This is a genomic window from Streptomyces sp. MB09-01 (assembly GCF_033794505.1).
In the GTDB taxonomy this organism is placed as follows: Bacteria; Actinomycetota; Actinomycetes; order Streptomycetales; family Streptomycetaceae; genus Streptomyces.
On record NZ_JARAYQ010000125.1, the window covers coordinates 1 to 23,543 of the forward strand.

General features: G+C 72.2%; 23 protein-coding genes. 14 read left to right on the top strand and 9 right to left on the bottom strand.

Features of this window, described 5'->3' with window-relative positions; genetic code table 11:
• Positions 1-68 precede the first annotated feature (68 nt).
• Complete coding sequence (gene fxsT / locus PV721_RS24515) at positions 69-2,507, top strand: FxSxx-COOH system tetratricopeptide repeat protein (RefSeq protein ID WP_319727772.1); 2,439 nt, start codon at positions 69-71, stop codon at positions 2,505-2,507.
• Entirely contained in the window at positions 2,497-2,937 is a 441-nt protein-coding gene (locus PV721_RS24520; protein WP_319727773.1) for a recombinase family protein, read from the top strand. The genes fxsT and PV721_RS24520 overlap by 11 nt, the downstream gene beginning before the upstream one ends.
• A gap of 305 nt (positions 2,938-3,242) precedes the next feature.
• Here the strand turns inward: PV721_RS24520 and PV721_RS24525 are convergent, their stop codons facing one another.
• Positions 3,243-3,377 carry a hypothetical protein gene (locus PV721_RS24525; protein ID WP_319727774.1) on the bottom strand — a complete coding sequence of 45 codons (135 nt, stop codon included), beginning with the start codon at positions 3,375-3,377 and terminating at the stop codon, positions 3,243-3,245.
• A 177-nt stretch (positions 3,378-3,554) separates the two neighbouring features.
• On the opposite strand from PV721_RS24525, the gene PV721_RS24530 reads away from it, so the two are divergent.
• Positions 3,555-4,043: a hypothetical protein gene (locus PV721_RS24530; RefSeq protein WP_319727775.1), complete on the top strand. Its 489-nt coding sequence runs from the start codon at positions 3,555-3,557 to the stop codon at positions 4,041-4,043.
• Here PV721_RS24530 and PV721_RS44010 read toward each other — a convergent pair.
• The 5 genes from PV721_RS44010 to PV721_RS24550 all read right to left on the bottom strand — a co-directional run bounded on the left by PV721_RS44010 (position 4,040) and on the right by PV721_RS24550 (position 6,524).
• Complete coding sequence (locus PV721_RS44010) at positions 4,040-4,195, bottom strand: peptidoglycan-binding domain-containing protein (RefSeq protein ID WP_416371170.1); 156 nt, start codon at positions 4,193-4,195, stop codon at positions 4,040-4,042. The genes PV721_RS24530 and PV721_RS44010 overlap by 4 nt on opposite strands.
• A gap of 134 nt (positions 4,196-4,329) precedes the next feature.
• The gene (locus PV721_RS24535; RefSeq protein WP_319727777.1) at positions 4,330-4,788 is read right to left on the bottom strand and encodes a hypothetical protein; all 459 of its coding nucleotides are present in this window, start codon (positions 4,786-4,788) and stop codon (positions 4,330-4,332) included.
• A gap of 606 nt (positions 4,789-5,394) precedes the next feature.
• Entirely contained in the window at positions 5,395-5,532 is a 138-nt protein-coding gene (locus PV721_RS24540; RefSeq protein WP_319727779.1) for a hypothetical protein, read from the bottom strand.
• Between the two features lie 107 nt (positions 5,533-5,639).
• The gene (locus PV721_RS24545) at positions 5,640-5,852 is read right to left on the bottom strand and encodes a hypothetical protein (RefSeq protein ID WP_319727780.1); all 213 of its coding nucleotides are present in this window, start codon (positions 5,850-5,852) and stop codon (positions 5,640-5,642) included.
• Positions 5,853-5,885: 33 nt separating this feature from the next.
• Entirely contained in the window at positions 5,886-6,524 is a 639-nt protein-coding gene (locus PV721_RS24550; RefSeq protein ID WP_319727782.1) for a hypothetical protein, read from the bottom strand.
• A 457-nt stretch (positions 6,525-6,981) separates the two neighbouring features.
• On the opposite strand from PV721_RS24550, the gene PV721_RS24555 reads away from it, so the two are divergent.
• The 4 genes from PV721_RS24555 (at position 6,982) to PV721_RS24570 (ending at position 12,368) form a co-directional block, all read left to right on the top strand.
• Entirely contained in the window at positions 6,982-7,791 is an 810-nt protein-coding gene (locus tag PV721_RS24555) for a helix-turn-helix transcriptional regulator (RefSeq protein ID WP_319727783.1), read from the top strand.
• Between the two features lie 47 nt (positions 7,792-7,838).
• Complete coding sequence (locus tag PV721_RS24560; RefSeq protein WP_319727784.1) at positions 7,839-8,723, top strand: sterol desaturase family protein; 885 nt, start codon at positions 7,839-7,841, stop codon at positions 8,721-8,723.
• Positions 8,724-8,820: 97 nt separating this feature from the next.
• On the top strand, positions 8,821-10,659 hold the full coding sequence (locus PV721_RS24565) for an ABC transporter ATP-binding protein (protein ID WP_319727785.1): 1,839 nt from the start codon (positions 8,821-8,823) through the stop codon (positions 10,657-10,659).
• Positions 10,656-12,368, top strand: coding sequence for an ABC transporter ATP-binding protein (locus PV721_RS24570; protein ID WP_319727786.1), 1,713 nt, complete (start codon positions 10,656-10,658; stop codon positions 12,366-12,368). The genes PV721_RS24565 and PV721_RS24570 overlap by 4 nt, the downstream gene beginning before the upstream one ends.
• A 1,005-nt stretch (positions 12,369-13,373) precedes the next feature.
• Here PV721_RS24570 and PV721_RS24575 read toward each other — a convergent pair.
• Both PV721_RS24575 and PV721_RS24580 read right to left on the bottom strand, forming a co-directional pair.
• Positions 13,374-13,982 carry a GNAT family N-acetyltransferase gene (locus PV721_RS24575; protein ID WP_319727789.1) on the bottom strand — a complete coding sequence of 203 codons (609 nt, stop codon included), beginning with the start codon at positions 13,980-13,982 and terminating at the stop codon, positions 13,374-13,376.
• Positions 13,983-14,641: 659 nt separating this feature from the next.
• Positions 14,642-14,869: a hypothetical protein gene (locus PV721_RS24580; RefSeq protein WP_319727790.1), complete on the bottom strand. Its 228-nt coding sequence runs from the start codon at positions 14,867-14,869 to the stop codon at positions 14,642-14,644.
• A gap of 54 nt (positions 14,870-14,923) precedes the next feature.
• On the opposite strand from PV721_RS24580, the gene PV721_RS24585 reads away from it, so the two are divergent.
• The 6 genes from PV721_RS24585 to PV721_RS24610 all read left to right on the top strand — a co-directional run bounded on the left by PV721_RS24585 (position 14,924) and on the right by PV721_RS24610 (position 21,549).
• Positions 14,924-15,424, top strand: a complete 501-nt coding sequence (locus PV721_RS24585; protein ID WP_319727802.1) for a TauD/TfdA family dioxygenase — start codon at positions 14,924-14,926, stop codon at positions 15,422-15,424.
• Between the two features lie 77 nt (positions 15,425-15,501).
• Positions 15,502-16,776 (top strand): sensor histidine kinase, encoded by a 1,275-nt coding sequence (locus PV721_RS24590; RefSeq protein WP_319727791.1) that lies wholly within the window; start codon positions 15,502-15,504, stop codon positions 16,774-16,776.
• Positions 16,767-17,414, top strand: coding sequence for a response regulator transcription factor (locus PV721_RS24595; RefSeq protein WP_319727792.1), 648 nt, complete (start codon positions 16,767-16,769; stop codon positions 17,412-17,414). Before PV721_RS24590 ends, PV721_RS24595 begins: the two co-directional genes overlap by 10 nt.
• A gap of 82 nt (positions 17,415-17,496) precedes the next feature.
• Positions 17,497-18,186, top strand: a complete 690-nt coding sequence (locus PV721_RS24600) for a hypothetical protein (RefSeq protein ID WP_319727793.1) — start codon at positions 17,497-17,499, stop codon at positions 18,184-18,186.
• A gap of 85 nt (positions 18,187-18,271) precedes the next feature.
• Positions 18,272-19,015 carry an ABC transporter ATP-binding protein gene (locus PV721_RS24605; RefSeq protein WP_319727795.1) on the top strand — a complete coding sequence of 248 codons (744 nt, stop codon included), beginning with the start codon at positions 18,272-18,274 and terminating at the stop codon, positions 19,013-19,015.
• On the top strand, positions 19,009-21,549 hold the full coding sequence (locus PV721_RS24610; RefSeq protein ID WP_319727797.1) for an ABC transporter permease: 2,541 nt from the start codon (positions 19,009-19,011) through the stop codon (positions 21,547-21,549). Before PV721_RS24605 ends, PV721_RS24610 begins: the two co-directional genes overlap by 7 nt.
• 268 nt (positions 21,550-21,817) lie before the next feature.
• Here the strand turns inward: PV721_RS24610 and PV721_RS24615 are convergent, their stop codons facing one another.
• Positions 21,818-22,444 carry an ATP-binding protein gene (locus PV721_RS24615; protein ID WP_319727799.1) on the bottom strand — a complete coding sequence of 209 codons (627 nt, stop codon included), beginning with the start codon at positions 22,442-22,444 and terminating at the stop codon, positions 21,818-21,820.
• Between the two features lie 228 nt (positions 22,445-22,672).
• Here PV721_RS24615 and PV721_RS24620 point away from each other — a divergent pair, with 228 nt between their 5' ends.
• Positions 22,673-23,140, top strand: coding sequence for a hypothetical protein (locus PV721_RS24620; RefSeq protein WP_319727800.1), 468 nt, complete (start codon positions 22,673-22,675; stop codon positions 23,138-23,140).
• Positions 23,141-23,543: the final 403 nt, after the last annotated feature.

The following is a 23,543-nucleotide window of genomic DNA, read 5'->3' on the forward strand; positions in this document are numbered from 1 at the left end:
GACGGGGTGCGTGGGCCGGGTCGGCGGTAACGGGAGGGGCCGCATTGGTGGCGGCTGTGCTGGGGCCGGTGACCAACTACGCCAGTGACGCGGTGCCTGGCTGGGCGGCGCAGGCGTGGGTGATCTGGCCGGTGTTCGCCGTGCTGGTGGTGGTCAGCATCGGGCTGTTGCTGTGGAGCCGGCATCTGGATGCCGCACCAAGGCCCCCGGCGCGGCTGGCACCGGTGAGCCGACTGGCCCGAGGCCAGCAGGCTTCGTTACGCCCCCCGCATGTTCAGCGCGTCCGGGGGCGTGAGGGCGAACTCGCCGTGCTGGCAGGCATGCTTCGGCGGCCACAAGGCCGGTTCGCGGTGCTGTGCGCGGTCGGCGGGATGGGCAAGACAACGGTGGCCGCGCAACTGGCCACCCAGGCCGAGGCGGCGGGCTGGCGAGTGTTTTGGGTGCGCTGGCGCGACGGTGCCGAGCTGGCGCAGCAGATGGTGGAGACGGCGCTGGCCTGCGGCCTGCCAGAGGCAGAGCTGGAGGCCGCGCGAGCGGGGCAGGCGAGCCTGCCGGATGTGGTCTGGCGACAGTTGGGCCGGGTGCGGCGGTGGCTGCTGGTGGTGGACAACGCCGACGAGCCGCACGAGATCGGCCCGGCAGGGGAGCCGGTGGCCGACTATCGCGGCTGGATCCGCCCTCACGGCCGGGGCCTGCTGGTGGTGACCAGCCGGGATGGCAGCGAGCAGACCTGGGGTCCGTGCGCACAGCTGCTGCCACTGGAGCCGCTGCCGGTGCGACCTGCGGGGCAGGTCCTGCTGGACGCTGCTCCCGTGGCCGGCACCGCCGAGCAGGCCCGGGAGCTGGCGGCGCGACTGGGCGGGCTGCCACTTGCGTTGCACGCGGCCGGCACCTATCTGGCCGGACCCACCAGCCGCTACCGCACCTTTGCCGCCTACCGCCAGGCCCTGGAACAGGAACTGCGGTTCTTGTTGGGAGCGGCGCACCCGAATGCCTCCCATCCGCAGGTCGCCCGCGCCGTGGTGCGGCACACCTGGGAGGTGTCCTTGGACCAGCTCGCCGGGGAGGGCAACGCTTTGGCCCGCCCTGTGTTGCGACTGCTGGCCCTGCTGGCTCAAGCCCCCGTCCCACTGTCCCTGATCACCCCGGACCTGCTATCCGTCGTCACCGGACACGACGTCACCGCGGCGGCCCTGGAGGCCGCGTTCGCTGGCCTGCACCGCTACGGTCTCCTCGGCCTGCCCCACTCTCCCGGCAGCACCGGCCCGGCGTCGGGCAGCAGTGAGGGGGCGCAGGTGGTGCTGCATCCCCTGATCCGAGAGATCAACGCTGTCGCCCTCACGGCCGAGACCTCCGATCTCGCCGTGTGGCACCGGGCTCTTGTCGAGCGGCTGACCACGGCTGTGCACGAGGCCAACCAGCGCGGGCGCGCTGGTTGGCCTGCAGCCGTGCTCCTCGCCCCCCACCTGCCGCTGCTGCTCGACTACGCGGACCCGCGCACCGCCACGCACCACCGCACCACTCTCAACGCCCTGGCGCAGGTGCTGCAGAAGGCTGGCGCTTTCGGTGCGGCGCGCCTGCTGCATGAACGGGTCCTCGAGGTCGAGACCCGCATGCTGGGCACCGAGCACCCCGATACCTTGACCAGCCGCAACAACTTGGGCAATGCGTTGTTCGGAATGGGAGAGCCGGCCGAGGCAATACGTCTGCTCCGGCAGACCCTGGAGGACCGCGCCCGCATCCTGGGCCCCGTGCACCCCGATACCTTGACCAGCCGCAATGACCTCGCATGCGCTTTGGACGGGACGGGTGAGCATGCCGAGGCGGTGGGTCTGCTGCGGCAGACCCTCAACGACCGTACCCGTGTCCTGGGCCCCGAGCATCCGCATACCCTGGCCAGCCGGGACAGCCTCGGTCTCGCGCTGGATGGGATGGGCGAGCACGCACAAGCAGTGCGCATCCACCGGAGCACCCTGGAGGACCGCATCCGTGTGCTGGGCCCCGAGCACTACCTCACCCTGCTCAGCCGCCACAACCTCGCCAGCGCCCTGACCAGGGCGGGGCAGCAGACGGAAGCGATACAGCTGCTGCGGCAGGCGCTCAACGACCACGCCCGCATTCTGGGCGACGGGCATCCGCACACGCTGGCCAGCCGGGACAGCCTCGGTCTCGCGCTGGATGGGATGGGCGAGCACGCACAAGCAGTGCGCATGCACCGGCAGACCCTGGAGGACCGCACCCGCATCCTGAGCCCTGAACACCCAGATACCCTTGCCAGTCGCCACAACCTCGCTCTCGCTTTGACCAGTGCAGGTGAGCAGGCCGAGGCGATAGACCTGCTGCGCCGAACCCTCGATGACCGCGTCCGCATCCTGGGCGACGAGCACACGCATACCTTGAGCACCCGCAACGCGCTGGAGACAGCGCTAGCCATGTCCACCCAACGGCCACAGAGCCGGTGGTGGCACTGGCTGCGGCGCAGGAACGTCGCAGCCGGTGGCGGTTGAGGAGGCCCTGTATCCCCGAGCCGCCGCCAAGCGAAAAGACGCGCTTCTCCGCAACGGCGTCGACCGCGACAACATCCATGTCGACGTCGCCAGCGGCGCGAAGGCGTCCAGGCCGAAGCTCGATCTCGTCATGCAGCTGATGCGCGAGGGCGACACGTTGAAGGTGACCCGGCTCGACCGGCTCTCCCGTTCCGTCCTGCACCTGGTGACCCTCGGCGCCGAGCTGCGCGAGCGCGGGATCGGGCTGCACGTCATCGAGCAGGGTATCGACACCGCCACCATGGAGGGCCGGGCCATGTTCGGGATGCTTAGCGTGCTTGCGGAGCTCCAGAGAGAGCTGACGTGGCGAACACGAACGATGGGCTTGCCTCCGCGCGGGCCCGCGGCCGGGTCGGCGGGCGCGGCCGAAGCTCACAGCCGACCAGGCTGAGCTCGCCCAGCAGCTCTACGAGGCCCGGGAGAAGACTGACCAGCAGATTGCCGACATGTTCAACGTGCCCCGTTCCACGGTGTACGGACACCTCGACAAGACCAAGACGGTCCCCCGCCAGCCGAAGAGAACCGCCGCGGCAAAGTCTTGAAAGCTACCGGTGGGTTACTTGCTCCCTGGTGTCCGAGCTGGGACTACAGGGCCCACGTAGAGCGCGTACCGAGCCCGGAATGGTCGCGCCCGGGGCTTCAGGCATCTCTGAGTCGGCCATGCCGAACGCCCCTACTAGTACAGGTCTGGGCTGGTCAGATCCGCCGGGAACGGATGCGGTCGGTGGCGGCGTACGCGTCAGCCCGTCCACTGCCGACGTCGCAGGCAAGGTCGATCAGCGCCCCGTACGGGGCGTCGATCTTGTCGCCGGTGGCGTGCAGGTACGCCACCGGCGTTGGCCGCGCCGACAGAGCGTTTCGGGCCGGGAGGGGGCGCCAGGGGGATGATCGACCACCCGCGCGCCCGGGCCGCTCCCTTGCGCCCCGGCGCAACCCGTTGCCACGGCAGGCTCGGGGGCCGAGGATTCCCGGCACGCGGAGAAGCCTCTTCGTCCCTCAGGGGGATCCATGGACGCCAGCACCATCATCACCACCTGCGCGACGGCCGTGGCGGTGGGCTCACTCTGGGCCAGCACCGTCCAAGCCCGGGCGGTAAAGGTCCACAACCGGACGTCCGTCCTGCCCCACCTGCAGATCCGGCAAGTGAAGAACTACGAGAACGGGCGCACGGGGCTCCAGTTGCTCAACGTGGGCCTGGGTCCCGCGCTGGTCACCCGGTCGACGGTGAAGCTGGACGGGGTGCCGGTCGGACAGTGGGACTGGCCGACCTTCCAGACCATGGCCGCGGACTGGCCCCAGATGCCCAACATGTACGCGCTGTTCGCCGGCGTCAGCTTCCCCATGGGCGACTGCCAGTACCTCATCCACCTTGACAACTACGACGAGGCCCGGCACGCCTGGTTCTGGGAACTCGTGGCCCGTCGGCTGTCCATCGAGATCGAGTACGAGTCCTTCTACCGGGGCGACAAGCTCAAGGCAGTACCCCCGGCGCTCTAGACCTTGCTCCCCCCAGCTGCCGCTGGGAGGTAGCGCTCGGTCCGGAGCCGCGCCCAGGTGTTCGCGCCGACCTTGCCGTCGACAGTGAGCTTTTCCGCAGACTGGAAGCGCGTACGCCTCCCGGCGGGCGGCGTCCCAGGCGTGGCCGCCAGCTAGCTGGCAGGGAGCGTCATTCGAATCGCGCGGTATCCCTGTCTGGTCCCGGTGGTTGAGGGGTTCGGGCCGGCCCGCCTGTTGGTGCGGTTGTGGCCCTGCAGGAGCGCGAGTGCCCCGGTTTCGATGGGTGTCAGGAGCGAGTGCCGGCCTCGCTCCGCTTCATGTAGCCGTCAGGAGGACACCCCGCGTCCGGGTCCTCTGTAGGGCACATGCTGGGATCCTCTGTATCTCCGAAGTCCTCGTAGAGGTAGACCCAAACCGTGCACGTCGGATCCTCGGTGAAGGACAGCCGAAGATCATTGCCGTGTGTGGCGGTCTCGTCGGGGATGTTGAGGCCGTCGCCTTTGGGGCTGGCGTAGAAGGCCCATCGCCCGTTGGACAGCTTCTCGGGGTGGGCGCAGTCAGCCATCGCTTTGACCTTGTCGAATCCCGTTCCAGTGAAGGTGTGTTCCTTCGAGAAGGTCAGGGACGTCCCTGCTGGGCTGGTCCACGTCCCTACCAGCTGCTCCTGCGGAATGTCCGCCGCGTGGATGGCTGCGCCGTACCCGCAAGACGCTGTGAGAACTACCCCAGTTACCGCAAGAACCATCGCCCGCCATCCACGCATGTCCGCAGACCTCTCCCCAGAGATTGGATGTCCGGCCGTATGGCGCGGCTTCGACCGGTGGTCAGCGCGGCGGGGCGGTCAGACGGGCTTCGAGGTAGGCGGTCCAGTCGGTGGAGGCGCGTCGTCGCCAGTGGGCGGCGGTGACGGGGTGGAGGCCGAGCATCGGCCCGAGGACCGCTGGGGGCAGGTCCTGGGCCAGGGCGACGAGGGCGGTGGCGCGGGCGGGCCGATTGGGGATTGGTGGGCGGCCAGACGGCGGCCGATGACGGTGGCGGAGAGATGCTGCCCGGGACGGTCTCCGGGGAACAGCCAGTCCTGGGAGGAGTTCGCCGCCCAGTTGGTCGGCGCCGGCATGTCCCTAAGGTCGGCCAACAGGCTGGCCAAGGACGCGGGCAGGGGGATGGGGGTGAGATCGAGGGTCAGGAAGGTGTCCTCGCCGACGGTGCTTACGGCGTGGGTGGTCAGGGCGGCGATCCGGGTCAGGTGCTGGCCAAATAGCAGGAGCATGGCCCCGGCTCCGCGTACGTCGAGGGGCAGGTCGGTGTCGGTAAGGCACTGGTGGGGTCAGTCCCCGGTTGCGCTTTGCGGTCATGATTCCCCCTGGTGGGCGGATGGTCCGGCGTGCAAGTGGCGCAGCCGCAGCAGTTCGTCGTATGCGGCCACCGACGGCAGCGGCCTGGGGTCGGGCGGCAGCGCGGCCAGCCGGCGCGCGGTCAGCGACGTCACCGTCGCCCCGCCCTCCACCAGACGCGTAGTCCGCTCCTGGGGCGGAGTAGGCGCGGCAGTGTCGGTGTCGGCGGCTTTGCGGGCCTCCAGTGCGACGGCGTCCGCGGTCAGTGCGCCGGCCGCACGGAGACCTGCCCGTAGCGGTCCACCCGCACTGAGGAGACGAACCCGGTCTCGAAGACCTCGTCGGGCAGTGGGACCAGCAGCGGGTGTTCGGCCTGGAAGTACTCCCCCATGGTTTTCGGGCGGAGGCGAATGCGGCGGTCGTTGTCCTGGCGGTCCCACTGCTCGACCGGATTGAGTTCCGCGAGGGTGGCCACTTGCGGGACGGGGACCAGGTGGTTTCTGCGGAACTAGCCGATCTGTCCCTCAACCCCGCCTTTCTCGTGGGCGCCCTCGATGCCTGGGTGGCAGTAGAAACGGGTGATCGAATAGTGCGAACGGAACGCGGTCCATCGCTCGGATTCCACCCTGCGCCGGGTCAGGCCCAGAACCTGGGCGACCGCCGCCCGCAGGTTGTCGTAGCGGATCTTGCCGGAGGGGACGCCGCCGAGCGTGTTCAGCGCGTGGACGTGGCCTTCGAGGAAGGCCTCTTGCCCGCAGGACGCGAAAATCTTGTGGACGGCCCGGCCCGAATACGAGAGCCGTAGGGAGAACAGGAAGCACTTCGTCAGGGTGCCGGCCAGGTTGATCCACACGTCCCCGAAATCGACCTCCGCCTCATCGCCCCGGCGGTGGGTCTGTGGGATGAACGAGGCCGGGGGCCCGCGGCCCTCCTCGACCCGGATCTCCCGGCGCCGGTCGTAGACGTAGTCGCGGACCATCGCGTACGACACTTCCTCCGCCCCATACTCGTCCAGCAGCCGGTGGAAGATCCGCGTGAGCGTGTGCCGCTGCTTGCGCGGAGCGTCCAGATCCGCCCGCAGCATCCCGTCGATGGCCAGCTTGTACGGATCCAGACGCGATCCCCGCGGGCGTCCCGGAGGCAGCACCCCCGCCGCCAGCCGCTCTCTCCCTCCGTATACTCCCGGTGTTCCGGGGGGGGGCCGGTCCGTACGTGACCGCCGTCGGCTCTCGCGAGCCGGCCCCCGCTGTCTGGCAAGGCTCGGCAGGTGGGCCAGTTACGGGCGGACGAGGACAGGTGGAGAGGATCACGCACGTGGGCTTGGCAAAGGACCTCAGCCGTCCGCATCGGCCCGACGCGTCGGGCCCCGTTCGGCGCCCGCGGATCGGCGGGAGCGACGGCGTCCCGCGGTCGCTCCGTCCGCCCGTGGCCCGCCGTACGCGCGCCGCTCGCCGTACGCGCGCCGCCGCAGGTGGTGGCGGACGGGTACCCGCCGGGGTCCTGCGGTCGGTCGGGCTTCCGGCGACCGCGCCGAAGCGCGTCACGGCCGGCCGGGTGGTACCGCCGGTGTCCACGCCGGCGCGGCAGCCTTGAGCACGGGCACCGTGGGGTCCGCGTCGTCGTCCGGGGGTGGTGCCGACGCGTGGCGGGTCGAGGTCGATGCGGCGCCGGGCCGCCGGGTCGTGGCCGGGGTGATCGGCAAGGCCCGGGAGCACGCGCACGCCGCCGTACAAGTACTGGCGTGCGGGTCCGGCAGAGTGCTGCTGAGCGACGGGCGGGACGAACTGCCCGTACGAGCCGCCGTCATCCCCGCCGGGCACGCGCATCGCGTGCGTCCGGCCCCGGGGCCGGCGCCGATGGGGGTGATGGTCTACCTCGACGCGGACACCACCGCCGGACGCGCCCTGCACGACGCAGCGGCCCGTGGCGGGGTGGCCTGCTGGGCCGCCGCGGCGTCTGTGTTCGCCGAGGCCGACCCGCCGCCCGTCGCCGTGTCCGCGGCGGGCGTGCTGCGGGCGCTGGACCGGCTCGGCGCCGCCGCTCCCGGGCAGCCCCGGCATCCGGCCCTCGCGGCGGCGCTGGCGGCGCTGCCGGGCGCGGTGGCGGACGGACCGGTGCGGGTGGGCGAGGTCGCCGCCCGGGCCGGGGTGTCCGCGAGCCGGCTGGGACACCTGTTCGCCGAGCAGTTGGGCTGGTCGTTCCCGGCGGCGGTGCGGTGGGCGCGGCTGCACGCCGCGATCGTCTCGGTGCGTGGTGGGGCGAACGCCACCGAGGCCGCGCACGCCGCCGGGTTCTCGGACAGCGCCCACCTGACCCGCGTGTGCAAGGCCATGTTCGGCATCACCCCCTCCCAGGCCCTGGCCGCCGCCCACTGGACGCCGGCGGCCGGCCCGGGTACGCGGCGGGACCGGTAGCGGATCCGTTCAAGCCCGCCGGACACCGCGGCCGCGAGGCTGCCGGTATGCCTACAACGACCGGCGCGGCGCCCGCTGTCGCCCTCGCTCGATTCCTGGTCCGGTACGCGTACGTGCCCTTCATGCTGCTCGGCGTCAACGGTGCCGCCATCTGGCTGGTGAGCGCCGGAGCCCCGAAACTGTGGCTGCTGGTGCTGTTGGCGTTCGCGGTGGGCTGCTCGTTCGCCGCCGAACGCGTGCTCCCGTACCTGCCCGCGTGGAACATCCCGCGCGGGGACGGCCGCCGCGACACCGTCCACGCGTTCGTCAACGAGGTGTTCACCCTTGCCGGACTCGCCGTCGTGCCCGCGGCCGCCGCGCTCGCGCCGGCCCCGCGAGCGTGGCCGGACAGCTGGCCGCTGTGGTGCCAGGTGCTGCTCGCCGTCGCCGTCGCCGACCTCGGCATCACCCTCGTACACCGCGCCAGCCACCACGTCGGCTGGCTGTGGCGGCTGCACGCCGTCCACCACAGCGTCACGCGCTTCTACGGCTTCAACGGTCTGATGAAGCACCCCCTCCACCAGAGCCTCGAAACCCTCGGGGGCGTCACCCCGCTGCTGCTGCTGGGCATGCCCCTCGACGTCGCCTCCGTCCTGGCCTTCGCCGTCGCCGTCCAGCTACTGCTCCAGCACTCCAACGCCGATTACCGCACCGGCCCGCTCACCAAGGTCCTCGCCCTCAACCAGGGCCACCGGTTCCACCACCTGAAATGGGCCGGCATCGGAGACGTCAACTTCGGCCTGTTCACCCTCGTCTGGGACCACGCCATGCGCACCTACACCTACGACCCGGACCGGCGGTTCACTTCCGAAGACCTGGGCATGGCCGCCAAACCCGACTACCCGGCCTCCTACCTCGCCCAGCTGGCCGAACCGTTCCGGCCCGGTCCTTGATCACGGCATGTGGCCACCGCCACCCCCCACGCACCCCATGACCGGCCGGCCCGCATCCGGGCCCGGTCGTGACGGGATCGACGAAGACAGGAGGACCATGACCACCACCGACCCCGCCCAGGCAAGGGAGCGGTCCGCACCACCGCCCGGTGCCGATTCCGCGGCGGAAGAGAGCACGGCGGCGCTGCTGCGCCCCTATTACCCGGGTTTCGCCGCCGTGGTGACGCTGCAGGTCATAGGTGCCCTCGCCGGTCTGATGCCGCTGCTGGCGGTCGTCGAGCTGGGGCGCACGCTGCTGGCGCCCGGCCCGGCCGATGCCGGCCATGTACGGATCATCGTGATCGAGGGCGCCGCGGGCCTGTTCCTCCGGCTCCTGTTCACGGCCGCTTCCTCAGGGCTCGGACACGTCTTGGATGGCCGGGTGCAACTGACGCTCCGTCGGCGACTGGCCGCGCGGCTCGGGCGGGTACCGATCGGCTGGTTCTCCCGGCGCCGGACCGGTGAGCTGGCGAAGGTGGTGGGGGACGACGTCAGCGCGGTGCACCCGTTCATCGCCCACACCCCCGGCGAGCTGGTTTCCGCCTTCGTGGTTCCTCTGGCGTCGCTGGTCTACCTGTTCACCGTCGACTGGCGGCTCACACTGATCACGCTGATACCGGTCGTGCTGGCAGTGGCGCTGGTCCCCCTGATGATGACCCCGGCCCGGCTGCGCGAGCAGGAGGAGTTCGACGCGGCCATGGGACGGATCTCGAGTTCCGTCGTCGAGTTCGTCCAGGGCATCGCGGTGGTCAAAGCGTTCGGCGCGTCGGGGCGCGCCCACCGTAGGTTCCTCACGGCCGTGGACGATTTCGTCGGCAGCTTCTTCGGGATGGTGCGCGGGCTCGCCGGCATCGCCGCGGGGATGCAGGTGGCGCTGTCGCCGCCGTTCGTACTGTTGGTCGTCCTGATCGGCGGTACGGCTCTGATCACCACCGGTGGCATGGCTCCGGCCGACCTGCTGCCCTTCCTGCTCCTCGGACTGGGCCTGACCGCTCCGGTGGCGGCCCTCGGCCACGGGTTCGACGACGTGCAGGCCGCCCGCCGCGCCGTCGGCCGGATCCGGGAGGTGCTCGCGGTGCGGCCGCTGCCGGAGCCCGCGCACCCGGCGGCACCGCGGGGTCACCGGGTGGAACTACGTGGCGTCCGCTTCGGCTACGAAGCCGATCACGAGGTCCTGCGCGGGGTCGACCTGGTGCTCGAACCGGGAACGACCACCGCGATCGTGGGGCCGTCGGGAAGCGGGAAGTCCACCCTGGTCCAGCTGTTGCCGCGGCACTTCGAACCGACCCACGGTTCGGTGACCCTGGGCGGTGTGGACCTGCGCGAGCTCGGCAGCCGGGAGCTCTACCGGAAGGTCTCCTTCGTCTTCCAGGACGTCCGCCTGCTGCGTGCGTCGGTCGCGGACAACATCGCGCTGGCGGTACCGCACGCCGACCTCGACGACGTGATGCGCGCCGCCCGGCTGGCGAACCTCCACGATCGCATCCTGGAACTGCCCCGCGGCTACCGGTCGGTGATCGGTGAGGACGCCGGTCTGTCGGGTGGCGAGGCGCAGCGGATCGCGCTCGCCCGCGCACTGCTCGCCGACGCGCCCGTCCTCGTGCTCGACGAAGCGACCGCCTTCGCGGACCCGCAGACCGAGCAGGCGGTGCGCCGCGCACTGGCCACGCTGGAGGGTGACCGGACCGTCCTGGTCATCGCCCACCGCCTGGAGACGATCGCCGACGCCGACACCGTCGTGATGCTGGACGGAGGACTGATCGTCGAACAGGGCAGACCCGCCGAACTGCTGGCACGGCCCGGGAAGTTCGCCGCGTTCCGGCAATCCCGGCGTACGACGGAAGACGACCCGGCCACGACCCTGGCTGACGTACCGCAAGGAGACGAGCTCCGATGATCCGCATGCTGCTGCGCGTGCTGGGCCGCGAATACGCCCGGCCGGTGCGTCGCACCGTGGCCCTGATGACCACGACCGCGGTGGTCGAGGGCCTGTCCTACGCCCTGCTGGTTCCCGTGCTGCGGGCCCTTTTCGGCAGCACGCCCGAAGACGCCCGGCTCTGGCTGACCGCGTTCGGGGGCGCGGTCGCGGGCTACGCGGTACTGCGTTACGCCGGCGACCGGTCCGGTTTCCATGCCGGGACCACGCTGTTGCGCGGCACGTACCACCGTCTCGGCGATCATCTGGCCCGGCTGCCCCTCGGCTGGTACGACGCGGGCCGCCTCGGAGAGCTGTCCGTGCTGGCCGGCCGCGGCGTCCTCCAGGCGATGAGCGTGATCGCGCACCTGCTGGCCCCGTTCATCTCCGCCTGCGTGACCCCCCTGACGATCGTCGTCGTGATGCTGGCCTTCAACTGGCAGATCGGTCTGGCCGCGGCGGCCGCCGTACCGATCGTGGCGGCGATCCAGGTCCGGACCGGCCGCTCGACGGCCGCCGCCGACGCCGAGCGGCACGACCGCGACCACGAGGCCACCGGGCGGGTCATCGAATACCTCCAGGCCCAGCCGGTGCTGCGCGCCGGAGGCCGGACCGTCGAACGCTTCAGGCTGCTCGACGACTCGCTGCGGGAAGTCGAGCGCGCGTCCCGGCGCTCCACGCTGTCGGCGCTGCCCGGCGTGGTGGGTTCGACGCTCGCGGTGCAGATGACGTTCACCGTCGTGCTGGCCCTGGGCGCCTATCTCGCGCTCGGCGGGGACATCGGTGCGGCGGAGGTCCTGTCGATCCTGGTGCTGGCCGCCCGCTGCGCGGATCCGCTGCTGTCCCTGTCGGACATCGGCGGCCAGATCCGCGGCGCGCGCTACGAACTGGCGCGACTCGAAGCGGTGTTGCGTACCGAGCCACTGCCGGAAGCTCCCGAACCGGTCCAGCCGGTACGGCACGACGTGGAGTTCGAGTCCGTCTCCTTCCGGCGCGGCGAGCGCACGGTGATCGACGGCCTGTCGTTGTCCTTGCCGCAGGGACAGCGGCTGGCCGTGGTCGGGCCCTCGGGTTCCGGCAAGAGCACGTTCCTGCAGTTGCTCGCGCGGTTCTACGACGTGGACGCGGGCGCCGTGCGCGTGGGCGGTGTGGACGTACGTGCCGTCGACCCACGGGTGTTGATGGAGCAGTTCGCCATCGTCTTCCAGGACGTCTACCTCTTCGACGGCACGATCGAGGAGAACGTGCGTCTGGGCCGCCCCGACGCCGACGAGGCCGAGGTACGGGCGGCGGCGACGGCGGCCCGGTTGGACGAGGTGATCGAGCGCCTGCCCGGTGGATGGTCCACGCGTGTCGGCGAGGGCGGGGCGCTGCTCTCGGGTGGTGAACGCCAGCGCGTGTCGATCGCGCGGGCACTGCTGAAAGACGCGCCCGTGGTGCTGTTGGACGAGGTGACCTCGGCACTGGACCCGGTGAACGAGGCGGCCGTCCACGCGGGCATCGAACGCCTGATGGCCGGCCGCACGGTGGTGATGGTCGCGCACCGGATGCGCACCGTCCGACGCGCCGATCGCGTCGTCTTCCTGGACGGCGGCCGGATCGTGGAGGAAGGCAGCCACGACGAACTGCTGCGCCTCGGCGGCCGCTACGCCGCTTTCTGGGACGTCTCCCTGACCCCGGGCGGCGCGTGACGAGCCGGGCCACGGCGGTCGGACCGTGCCGACGGCCGTGCCGGAGCAGGTCCGTCGGCCCCGTCCGGGGTGGAAGGCGCTGACCGTGCTCAAGCGGGCCACCGCCCTGTACGCGGTCCCGCCGCCCGGCCCCAACTGCCCGGACTCCGACGCCATCAGCGCGCCGTCCACGACCTCCTGCGAGGGCCAGCCCGTGACGCCAGGCAGCAGGCCGCCCAGCGGGCCGCCCACCAGCTCCACGTCGGCGCGGTCGGGCCGCGGGCCCGGGCCTGGTTCGTCCGGCTCCGCCCGTACGGCACCTACCGGGTCCGGAACGGACCGCGGACGGCAGCCGCCTGCTGCCGGTGCGCGGGCTCGGCCGGCTCGGTGGGCAGGGTCTGAGCCGCCGTCCGAGCCGCTCGCCTCTCGGGCGGGGCTTCAAAAGCACTGCGTCCGCTACTCGACTGTTTCTCCTCGGCTCGGCGAGTTCGGCCTTCTCGCAGTGACGCGGCTTCCGTGCGGGGCGGCGTCCCGGCCTCCCCCGAGCTCATAAGCGGTCCTTGCGCGAGCCTGATCAATCACGAGCTGCCCGACCCCCGCCTGTCGCCGGGCTCTCGAACTCGTTTCTCACTCAAAAGGAGGGCGGACCCCCTTCTGAGACTTGTATTGCGCGAAGAAGCCAGGCACATGACGGGACCTCAGCGGTGCTCCTTAGCCGGCCGGCGGACGCCGACGCCGTCGAACAGCACGCCCGTCCGAAGTGCGGCGTACCGCGACCGGGCGCGGACGGGGGCCGGCCGCTGTTCGCCGTCATGAACCAGGCCAAGACGCGCTCGTGCCAGACGCTGGGGCTGTGCCAGGTGTGCGCCAAGCCGGCTGGCCGCACCACGGCAGGCACCCTGTGGCTTCTCACGCCAAGGCCTACGAGGTGGCCCTGGAGATCGGCTTCGCCCAGTCGCCGATCTGCCTGCCCTGCGCACTGATCTCCATCCACCTGTGCCCCATGAGCATCGGAGATCGTCAGCGTCAGCCGCGAGGCCGCCGCAGCGGTCCGGGCGGCCGCGTCGTGCTGATGGTGTCCCGCCGCGTGGCGCAGGCGGTGCGCAACTCGGCGGGGGTCCGGTACAGCACGCACCGGCGTAGCGGCCCTTCGGGCACGCTCGGGTCCTCGAAGTCGTCGGCCGGGTCCCGGGTCATACCGATCCGGCGCATCACCGCCTGGGAACGAAGGTTTTTTACGGTCGTCGACGCCACCACCTCCGGGAGCCCGAGGACCTCGAAGGCGAAGTCAAGGCATGCCAGGGCGGCCTCGGTCGCGTAACCGTGGCCCCACGCCGAACGCCTCAACCGCCATCCGATGTCCACCCCCGTGAAGGGCATGTCCTCGTCCACCTCGTCCAAGCCGACGCGGCCGACGAACTCACCGGTCTTCCTCGCTTCCAGCGCCCACCACCCGAACCCTCGGTCGTCGAACTCGGCCTGCATGGCTGCCACCGTGGCATCGCTTTGCTCCCGCGTCAGCAGTTCTCCCAGGTGTTCTCGGACTTCGGAATCGGCGTTCATCGCCGCCCACGGTTCAAGGTCGCACTCCCGCCACCGGCGGAGCAGGAGACGATCGGTGCGCAGTTCAGGCATGCCCCACAGCTAACGCGATCAGGAGCCGGGTGGCGATCGCTTACACCGAGCCGTGCGTTCCTGGCCCATGCCAGACCCTCTGCGTAGATCCTCACGGCCTGCACCACCTGCCGGGACGCCGTCGCCGTAATGCCGAAGCACTCGACCTGCCACAAGATCAATGATCGGAGTGCTCGTGCTCGAAGTCCTGCACGGGGTTCGTTACCAAGCGGCTCAGTCGGTAGGTGGTCGGCAGCCCCAGACGCCCGCACAGCGTGTCGATCCGGATCATCGAATCGTCGACTCCCGCCTCGTGAAGACGGCGCAACCGCGTACGCATCTCCGCCTGGTCCGGAGTCTCAACGACCACTTCCCACTGCCCCGCGTCCGGCGCGGTGCGCGCAGCAAGCCGGTGTCACGCGTCCTCCTGCCGCCGCCTTCTCTTCCCCTGTCCTGGCACCTGCCCAGAATCACCGGCCGGCGCCAGAACGGCAAGGTGTTCTAGAAGGGGGTGGACATCCCCCGGTCTCGACTTGGCGAAAAGTTCCATCAGGTCCTCCTTTCCCCGCACACGTACGGTCCGGCCAGGGCCCGGGCGCAGGTCGGCCATAGGGACGGTCAAAGGCCCGGGGCGAGGCGAGGCGCGTCGCTCATGACGGCCAGTGCTGCCTCCACGTCGCTCAGCGGCCTGCGGGCACCGGCGCGCCGACCGTGATCCGCTCGTAGGCGTCCGCCCAGCGCTGCACCAGTTGTGGCCCGAGCCCGCAGGCGCTCAGGAAGGCGGCGCACTGCTGGCGGCTGGCTGGCAGCGCCTGCCGGCTGACGATCCGCGCCGCCGTGCTGACCGGCAGCAGGTGCGCCCCGCCCGCCAGCGCCTGCAGGCGGCGCAGCGGCAGCGCCCCCGACATCCCAGCCGACGTCGGCGACGCTGCGGGTGGTAACCCCTCCTCGCTCAACCGGCCCTGCCACCCGCACGGCCCGGTCCGGCCGGGTGGCCGGGGTGGGGTCCTCGCCGTCCACCCCGCAGCCCTGGAGCGACGTCCTCGTGCAGCAGCACCAGGCAGCCGAGGAGCAGTGGCTGGTCGAGGAGGCCGAGCGGGAGAGCCTGCCCCGACGGCAGCCTGCGGGTCACCCAGCACCGGCCCGCCCCCGTCCGGCACCCCCGGACGGGGGCGGAGGTCCGGTTCAACCAGTCCGACCAGTGGCACCCGGCCGCGCTCGGCGACGAGGCGGCGGCCGCGCTGGCCCGGCTGATGCCTCCCGAGCACCAGTCGGTGACCTTCGCCGACGGCGAGCCGATCCCGGCCGAGTACGTGGTGCAGGTGCGCGACCGCGGTCTGGCGGCGGCGGTCGATGTGGACTGGCGGGCCGGTGATGTCATGGTGATCGACAAGATCCTGGTCGGCCACGGCCGCCGGCCGTACACCGGTCCGCGCCGGCTGCTGGTCGCCATGTCGGACTGAGCGACCGGGCCGGCCGGGCGGACCGGTCGGCGGCGCGGGACGCCGGACGACTGCAGGAAGAGATGGAGTGAGGGCGGATGGCGACGGCCGGGGTGAGCGGCGCGATACCGCGGCGGCCGTGGCGGGCGCTTCGGTCGGGCGCGCTGTGGGGCGGCTGCGCGCATCTCGCGGCCGACGGGGCGATCGCCCTGGCGGCCGCGGCCCTCCTGCTCGCGCTGGTGGCGGGAATCGTCCTGCTGCCCGTCGCGTTGTCCGGCGTACCCGTCGTAGTCGCCGCGGGCTGGGCGCTGGGCCGGCTCGCGGCTCTGGAACGCCGCCGCTTCGCCTCGACCTGCCGGGTGGAGATCCCGGCGCCGCCCCGCGTCCGGCGGGTCGGGCCGTTGCTGCCCGCGTTGCGCTCGCTGGCCCGCGACCGCTGCGCGTGGCGGGAGCTCGGGTACTTCGTGGCGCTGATCCCGGTGTCGGTGGTGACCGGGGCGGGGGTCGCGCTGGCCTGGGCCGTGCCGCTCACGCTCGTGGCGCTGCCCGGCTACTACGACCGGCTGCCGCGCGGCCGGGCGGCCCTCGGCCCGGTCTCCGTGGACAGGGTCGGCGAGTCCCTCGTGGTCTCCGTGGCCGCTGTGCTGTTCGGGGTGTTCGTGTCGCCCGTCCTGGTGCGGGCCCTGGTGGCGCTCGACGCGGCGCTCGGGCGGGCCCTGCTGGCGCCGCCCCGGGATCTCGAGCTCACCGAGCGGGTGGTGCAACTGACGTCGAGTCGCGATCTGTTGCTCGCGGCCGTCGAGGCGGAACGCAAGAGGATAGAGCGTGATCTGCACGACGGAGCGCAGCAGCGGCTGGTGGCCGTGGCGATGACGCTGGGCCGGGTGGTCTCCCGTCTGCGCAAGTCGGGTGACGAGGCGACGCGGGAGATCGTGGAGGGCGCCCGCGAGGACGCCCGTGCGGCCATCACGGAGCTGCGGGAACTGGCCCGGGGTCTGCACCCTCCCGTGCTCGGCGACCGGGGCCTGGGCGCAGCGCTCACCGCCGTCGCGGCCCGCGCACCCGTACCGGTCACCGTGGACGTGCAGGCGGAGCCGCGGCCCCCGGCCGCCGTCGAGTCCGCGGCCTACTTCGTGGTGACGGAGGCGCTGACCAACGTCGCCAAGCACGCCGGAGCTTCCCGGGCGTGGGTGGAGATCCGCCGGGACGCCGACCGGCTCCGTGTGATCATCGGTGACGACGGTGCGGGCGGGGCGGATCCGGCCCGCGGCAGTGGGCTGGCCGGGCGGGTCGCGGGGATCGACGGCACGCTGACGGTGACCAGCCCGCCGGGTGGCCCGACTCTTATCGAAGTGGATGTGCAATGCGGGTAGTTATCGCGGAGGATTCCGCCCTGTTGCGGCACGGCATGGTGCTGCTGCTGGGCGAGGAGGGTTTCGAGGTGGCGGCCGCGGTCGGCGACGGTGAGGCCCTTCTGGCCGCCGTGGCGGAACACCGCCCGGACGTCTGCGTCGTCGACGTCAGGATGCCACCGACCTTCGTCGACGAGGGGCTGCGCGCGGCCCTGGTGATCCGCAGCCGCTGGCCGGGGACCGGGGTCCTGGTGCTCTCCCAGTACGTGGAGGAGCGGTACGCCTTCGACCTCGTGGGCGAGAACACCGGCGGGATCGGCTACCTTCTCAAGGACCGTGTCTCCGACGTGGACGACTTCGTCCAGACGCTGGAACGGGTGCGGGCGGGCGAGACGGTGCTCGACCCGGAGGTCGTCAAGCAGTTGCTGACACGCAGCCGCCGGCAGGACCCGCTGACGGCGCTGACGGCCCGGGAGCGCGAAGTACTGGCGCTGATGGCCGAGGGCGAGTCCAACGCGACCATCGCGACGGCCCTGACGATCACGCACAGCGCGGTGGGCAAGCACATCAACAACATCTTCGCGAAGCTGGACCTGCCCAAGGAGGACGGCGGCGGGCACCGGCGCGTCCTCGCCGTCCTGCGCTACCTGGGAGCCTGAGATCCGTACGTCAGCACGTCCGGCGTCGGCACGGGAACGCGGGTGGGCCGTCGGCGGCGGCCTCGCGCTGCTGGTCGTCACCGTGGCCTGCGCCTGCCTGGGCATCGTCGCCCTGCTCGCGGCCCCCCGCGGATTCGAGCAGGAGCTTCAGGCCGATGCCGCGGGCAGTTCCCTGCTGGAGGTCGAGACCGAGGGCACCGCCGTCTCGCTGCGGCCGGGCACCGATTCCGATATACGGGTCGCGGCGACGGGCACGTGGTCGGGCCCCCGGCCCGAGGTATCGGTCGGCGCGGGGGACGGCCGGGTCTCCGTGCGGGCCACGTGCCGCACGGGCTGCTCCCTGCAGCTGGACATCGCAGTCCCGGCGGGGCTGGCCGCCCGGGTCCACGCGGGCTCCGGTGCGATCTCCGCCAGTGGGTTCGCCAGCCCGCTCGATCTGCGGACGGGCACCGGGACCATCGACGTTCGCGGTGCGGCCGGTCCCGTCGGGCTGCGCACCGACTCGGGCACCGCCACCCTCACCGACAGCCGTTCCTCCCGGGTGTCCGTGGAGACCTCCCGGGGCGCGGTACGGGGGGACTTCGCCGAACCACCCATCACTCTCGAGGTGTTCACGGACACCGGCGCGGTCGATCTCTCCCTGCCCGCCGGCACGGAGTACGCCGTCGAGACGCACAGCGACACGGCACCGATGATCTCCCTCCCGGTCAACCGCACGGCCCGGCACGCCGTGACCGTGCGCACCGGCAAGGGCGGAATCCGCATCCACTGAACCCCTGGGGGTGATGCAGGCACCACCCCCACAACTGATCCGCAGTTCATTGTTCCGCGATGGGCCGGAAGGTGTACTTGCCAACATGACCGTTACACGATTCGGTGTCGAACTCCGCTCCGTCGCAAAGACCTACCGTTCCGGACCCGAGCCCGTCGTGGGCCTGGACCGGGTGAGCCTCGGCTTTCCGGTCGGCATCTTCACCGCCATCATGGGGCCGTCCGGTTCCGGCAAGTCGACGCTGCTGCGCTCGGCCGCGGGACTGGAGGCCATCGACAGCGGAACCGTGCTCGTCGGCGGCACCGAGCTGGGCGGTCTGGGCGACCGGGAACTGACCGTGCTGCGCCGCGAGAAGATCGGCTTCGTCTTCCAGTCGTTCAACCTGCTGCCGTCCCTGACGGCCGCTCAGAACGTCGTGCTCCCCCTCAAGCTGTCGGGCCGGCGGCCCAAGAAGTCCGAGGTGCTGGCGGCTCTCGAATCGGTCGGCCTGGCCGACCGGGCCCGGCACCGGCCCGGCGAGCTGTCCGGCGGCCAGCAGCAGCGCGTGGCCATCGCGCGGGCGCTGATCAGCCGCCCCGCGGTCGTCCTGGCCGACGAGCCGACGGGCGCCCTGGACACCAAGAGCGGGCGCGAGGTGCTCGGTCTGCTGCGCGCCCTCGCGGACGACGGCGACCGCGCGGTGGTCATGGTGACGCACGACCCGGTCGCCGCCTCCTACGCGGACAGTGTCGTCTTCCTCACCGACGGCAGGCTCGCCGGCTCCCTCCAGGCCCCGACGGCCGAGCAGGTGGCCGCCCGCATGACCAGCCTGGAGGCCGTCGCATGCTGAGCGTCGCCTTCGCCACCCTGCGCGTGCGCTGGGTGTCCTTCGTCGGCACCTTCGTCGCGCTCGCCTTCGGTGTCGGGCTGATGGCGACGGCGATCCCGGTGATCGCCGCGACCGGCAGCGTCGTGGACTCCGCCCGGCAGCGCTGGTCCGAGGCGCCGGTCGTCGTCGTCCCGAACAGCACGGTCGACGTCGTCGGCACGTCCGGTCAGACCCAGAGCACGGCACTGCCCCAGCAGCCGGGCCTGACCCCGCAACTCGTGGCGGCCGTCGCCGCGACCGGTCGGGTCATCGAGGACCACAGCTTCTACGCCCAGCTCAAGGGCGGGCCCAAGGATCAGGTGGGGCGCGGCTGGTCGGCGTACGAGGCCGGTGGTTACCGCCTGGCGGGCGGCCGGCCGCCCGCCGCGGACGACGAGCTCGTGGTGGGTGGCGGTGACACCGCGCTCATCGGCAAGCAGCTGCGCCTGACGACCGGTACCGGACCGCGCACCGCCACCGTCACTGGTGTCACCGACGAAGTCCCCTTCGAGCACGCGCTGTTCTTCTCGGACGGCGCGGCGGCACGACTCTCCCCCGCCGTCGACGCCCTGGCCGCCTACGGACCGGCCGAAGAGGTGCGCAAGGCCGTGGCCGCGGCCGGCGGCGCCCGCGTCTCCGTCCTGACCGGCATCGAGCGCGCCGTCGCCGACCCCCACCACCTCGTCCTGCTGGCCCAGAAGGACAGCGTGGACACTCCGCTCGGTCTGGCGGCCGGGGTGGCCGGTTTCGTCGCCGTCTTCGTCGTCGCCGGAACCTTCGCGCTGTCGATCGCGCAGCGCCGCCGGGAACTGGCCCTGCTGCGGCTGGTCGGATCCACTCGGCGTCAGCTGCGCCGCGTGATCTGGTGCGAGGCCGTGCTCGTCGGCGTGCTCGCCTCGGCCGCGGGCGCCCTGATGGGCCTGGCCGGTGCCCCGCTGGCCCGGAACTGGCTGGTGGACCACTCCATCGTCACCCCGGACTTCACGGTGCCGGTGCCCTGGTGGTCGCTGCTGAGCGCCGCGGGCATCGGCATGTTCACGGCGCTGGCCGGCGTCATGGTCTCCTCCGTACGGGCGGGTCGGGTCGCCCCCGGCGAGGCGCTGCGGGACGCGGCGGTCGAACGGACCTCCCGGGCCGGGAACCTGGTGCGCTGGGTTCTCGGCGGGCTGGCCCTGGCCGCGGGCGTCGCCGCCGTCTCCGGTACGGCCGCCGTGCAGCCGGAGGCCGGCTCGAACGCCGCCGCGTCGGCCTCCCTGTGCCTGCTGATCGTCGGCGCTTGCGTCACCCTCGCCGGGGTGGTCGCCGGCCCGCTGATCAGGTTCCTGACGGCGCTGCCCACCGCGGCCGCCCGGCGCCGCGACCCCGACGCCGAGGAGGCGGGCGGCGTCGTGTGGACGACCGCCCGGCAGAGCGCGCTGACCGCGTTCCGCCGCACGGCCGCCACCAGCACGCCGGTGGTGATCGTCATCAGCCTCGTCGGCTGCCTGCTGGGGACGATCAACACCATCAACGCCGCCCAGGTCAGCAATGTCCGCCAACAGCTGTCCCGTTCGGACTTCGTCGTCTCGCCGGCCGGTACGCCGGGCCTGAGCCAGGCAGTGGTCCAGCGGGTGCGGTCCGTACCCGGGGTCACGACCCTGGCCACCACGCCCACCATGCTCCTCGCCGACCGCGGCCCCAAGCCCGCGGTCGCCCGGTCGGCGGCCGCCGTCGACGCGGCGGCGCTGGAGTCCCTGTCCGCGCTGAAGGTGTCCGAGGGCTCGCTCTCGGCCCTGGGCCCCGAGTCCGTCGTGGTGAGCAGCGTCTGGCCGGGTTCACCGCACGCCGGTGACACGGTCAAGCTGTGGCTGGCGGACGGCACTCCCAAGGAACTGCGGGTCGCCGCCGTACTGGCACCGGGCAACGACAGCGTGCGGGCGTACGTGGACTCCGCGTACGCGGGCTCCGGCCTGCCGGCCCGGATCACCGTACGGGTGCGGGACGGCGCGGACCGCGCGGCGGCCGCGGCCGCCCTGGAAGCGGCCGTGCACGGTCTGGGGGCCAAGGTGAGCACGCCCGACGAGGTTTCGGCCGCCGCCACCGACGCCAACGCGGAGAGCTCCCGCAACGGCATGCTGATGATTCTCGGCCTGTCGGTCCTGTACGCGCTGCTCGCGCTGGCCAACACCCTCGTGATGACGGTCAGCGACCGTCGCCGCGAGCTGGCGATGCTGCGGCTCGCCGGCGCCACCAAGGGGCAGGTGCTCCGGGCGGTGACGGTGGAGACGCTGATGTGCGTCGCGGCGGGCGCCGTGATCGGCGCGGCCGCCTCGGCCATCAGCATCACCGGCTCGTGGGCGGCGCTGACCCGACTGGTCGGCGAGACCCCGGCGATGGTGCCGTGGCTCCCGCTCGGCGAACTGCTCGCCGTGAGCGCCGCCGTCGCGCTGACGGCGGCCGTGCTCCCCGCGGCCCTGGCCCTCCGTGGCGGCGACGGGCGCAGTCTCCTCGCCGGGATCAGCGGCGAGGCCGGTTGATCCGCCGGTCCCCGATGGGCGACCGGCCCCGCAGCCTCGATGTGGCGGCCCTGCGGGGTGCCGGTGAGTACGTGCACCTCGGGCACGCAGACAAGTTTGTCCAGGGTGCGCAGGTCCGGCCGGCCGGACGTCGTGATGCCGTACGCGAGGACGGAGTGCATCACCGCGACGGAAAGGGCCTGGGCGCGGGTCCACCGCTCCCGCTCCTCCCCCACCGCGGGCAGCGCCAGGCCCGGCATCTGCACCACCCACACCCCGGGGGCGGTGGTCAGCGGTCGGCCTCGCCCTCGGGGCGGCCCATGAACAGGCTTCCCTGCGGGGTCCGCGCGAGTTCCCGCAGGGCCTCGCCGGTCTCGCGTGCCAACCGGTCCGACTGGCCCCGCAAGTGGTCGATGACCTGCCATGTCGCGGGCGCGGTGGAGGAGTCGAGAACGGCGTTCACGGCAGCCTGCAGGGCCACTTCCGCGCCGGCGGCCCGCAGGTGCGCGGGCGTCACCAGGCTGAGTTGGGCCGGCACCTCCGTGCGGGCGGCGTCGCGGCCGGCCTCGGCCAGGAGCGGGATCAAGTCGGCGGCCCCGGCCATGGCGCGGGACTTCTTCACCAGGCGGGAGGGCGGGCCGTAGCGGGCGGCGGCCTGCGGCAGGCCGCCCATGTCCCCCTTGAAGTCGACCGCGAGGACCCAGGCGCCGGCCATGGCCGCTTCGAGGGCGAGCATCGCGCCGGTCAGGCCCTGGCCCCGGCCCGCGCGCCCGATGGCGGCGGACACCGTGGCGTCCCGCCGGTCGGCGGCCGGGGTCATCCGGACCACTCCGGGGGTGGAGCCGGTCAAGAAGCCGATCACCGGGCCGCGGTCGTCGCCCACCCGGGCGCCGCCCCACCACCAGGCCCCGGCCATGGCGGCCGTGTCCCGTACGTGGCCGAGGTCGGGAACATGTTCGGGACGGCGGTCTCGGACGAGCGGGGGAGTTCGATGTGCCCGCTCCCGTCTTTCGATGTGCCCGCTCCGGTCTAGCGGGAGCCGTGGCGCACGTCAAGCCACGGGAATCAGGAACATGACCGGGTGGGGCCGGCGAGGCGAGGCTTACTGGACGTTCCCCTTTCACCCACGAACAGGAGCTTCCTTATGACTCGCCTTTTCCGGACGCCGCGCTTCTTTGCTCTGGCCGCCTCGACCGCCGTTGTCGTGGGAGGCGTACTGGTCCCGACGACCGGCGCCTTCGCCGCCGTCCCTGCGGCATCGCAGACGGCCGTGCCCGTGGCCGATGACCGCACGGCCGCCCCCGACGATCAAGGCGACACCGACAACAGGTCGACCCTCTCCTACTTCGTCCCCGACGGGGAGGGTCTCATCGGGTCCGGCGCGGGCGAGGGCGACTCCAGCCACTCGGCCAACATCCCCGGCTCCGGCGGAGTCTTCGAGTCCGGCGCGGGCCGGGACGAATCCAGCGACTGGTTCAACCCCACCGGCTGGGGCTCCATCTTCGACAAGGTGCCCGGCCAGGAGGACAGCGCCGACTCGAGCGTCCCCATCGGAGAGCCCGAACATCCGTGGGTCTGTGTGAAGGCGCCCTGCGGCCCCCCGACGAGCTGACCCTCGCCGTCGGGTGATGCCGACACGACGCATTGCCGCAGAACGGGGCCGCCACCGCATCCGGTGTCGGCCCCGCGTCGCGGCTTGGGCACGCATGCGTCGGTGCCCCCTGGCCGGACCCGCACTGTGCACCGTACGGACGGCCGGGGCAGACCGAGCCGTACGGTGTGCCCCGCACGGCCCGGTACGCGCCGCCCCGGACCCCGCCCGACGTCGCAGTGGGTGATCCCGAAGGCACTCGTGTCGGGGGCGACCGGCCACCCCGCTCTGATAGGAATGGCCTCGTGCTCACGCCCCGCCGTCTCCTGCAGGCCCTTGCCTGCCTCGCCGTCGTCCTGCCCTGACAGCTTGTGGCGCCCCCGGGACAAGCCCTGCCGGCAGCGCCAAGACCCGTCCCCCGTCC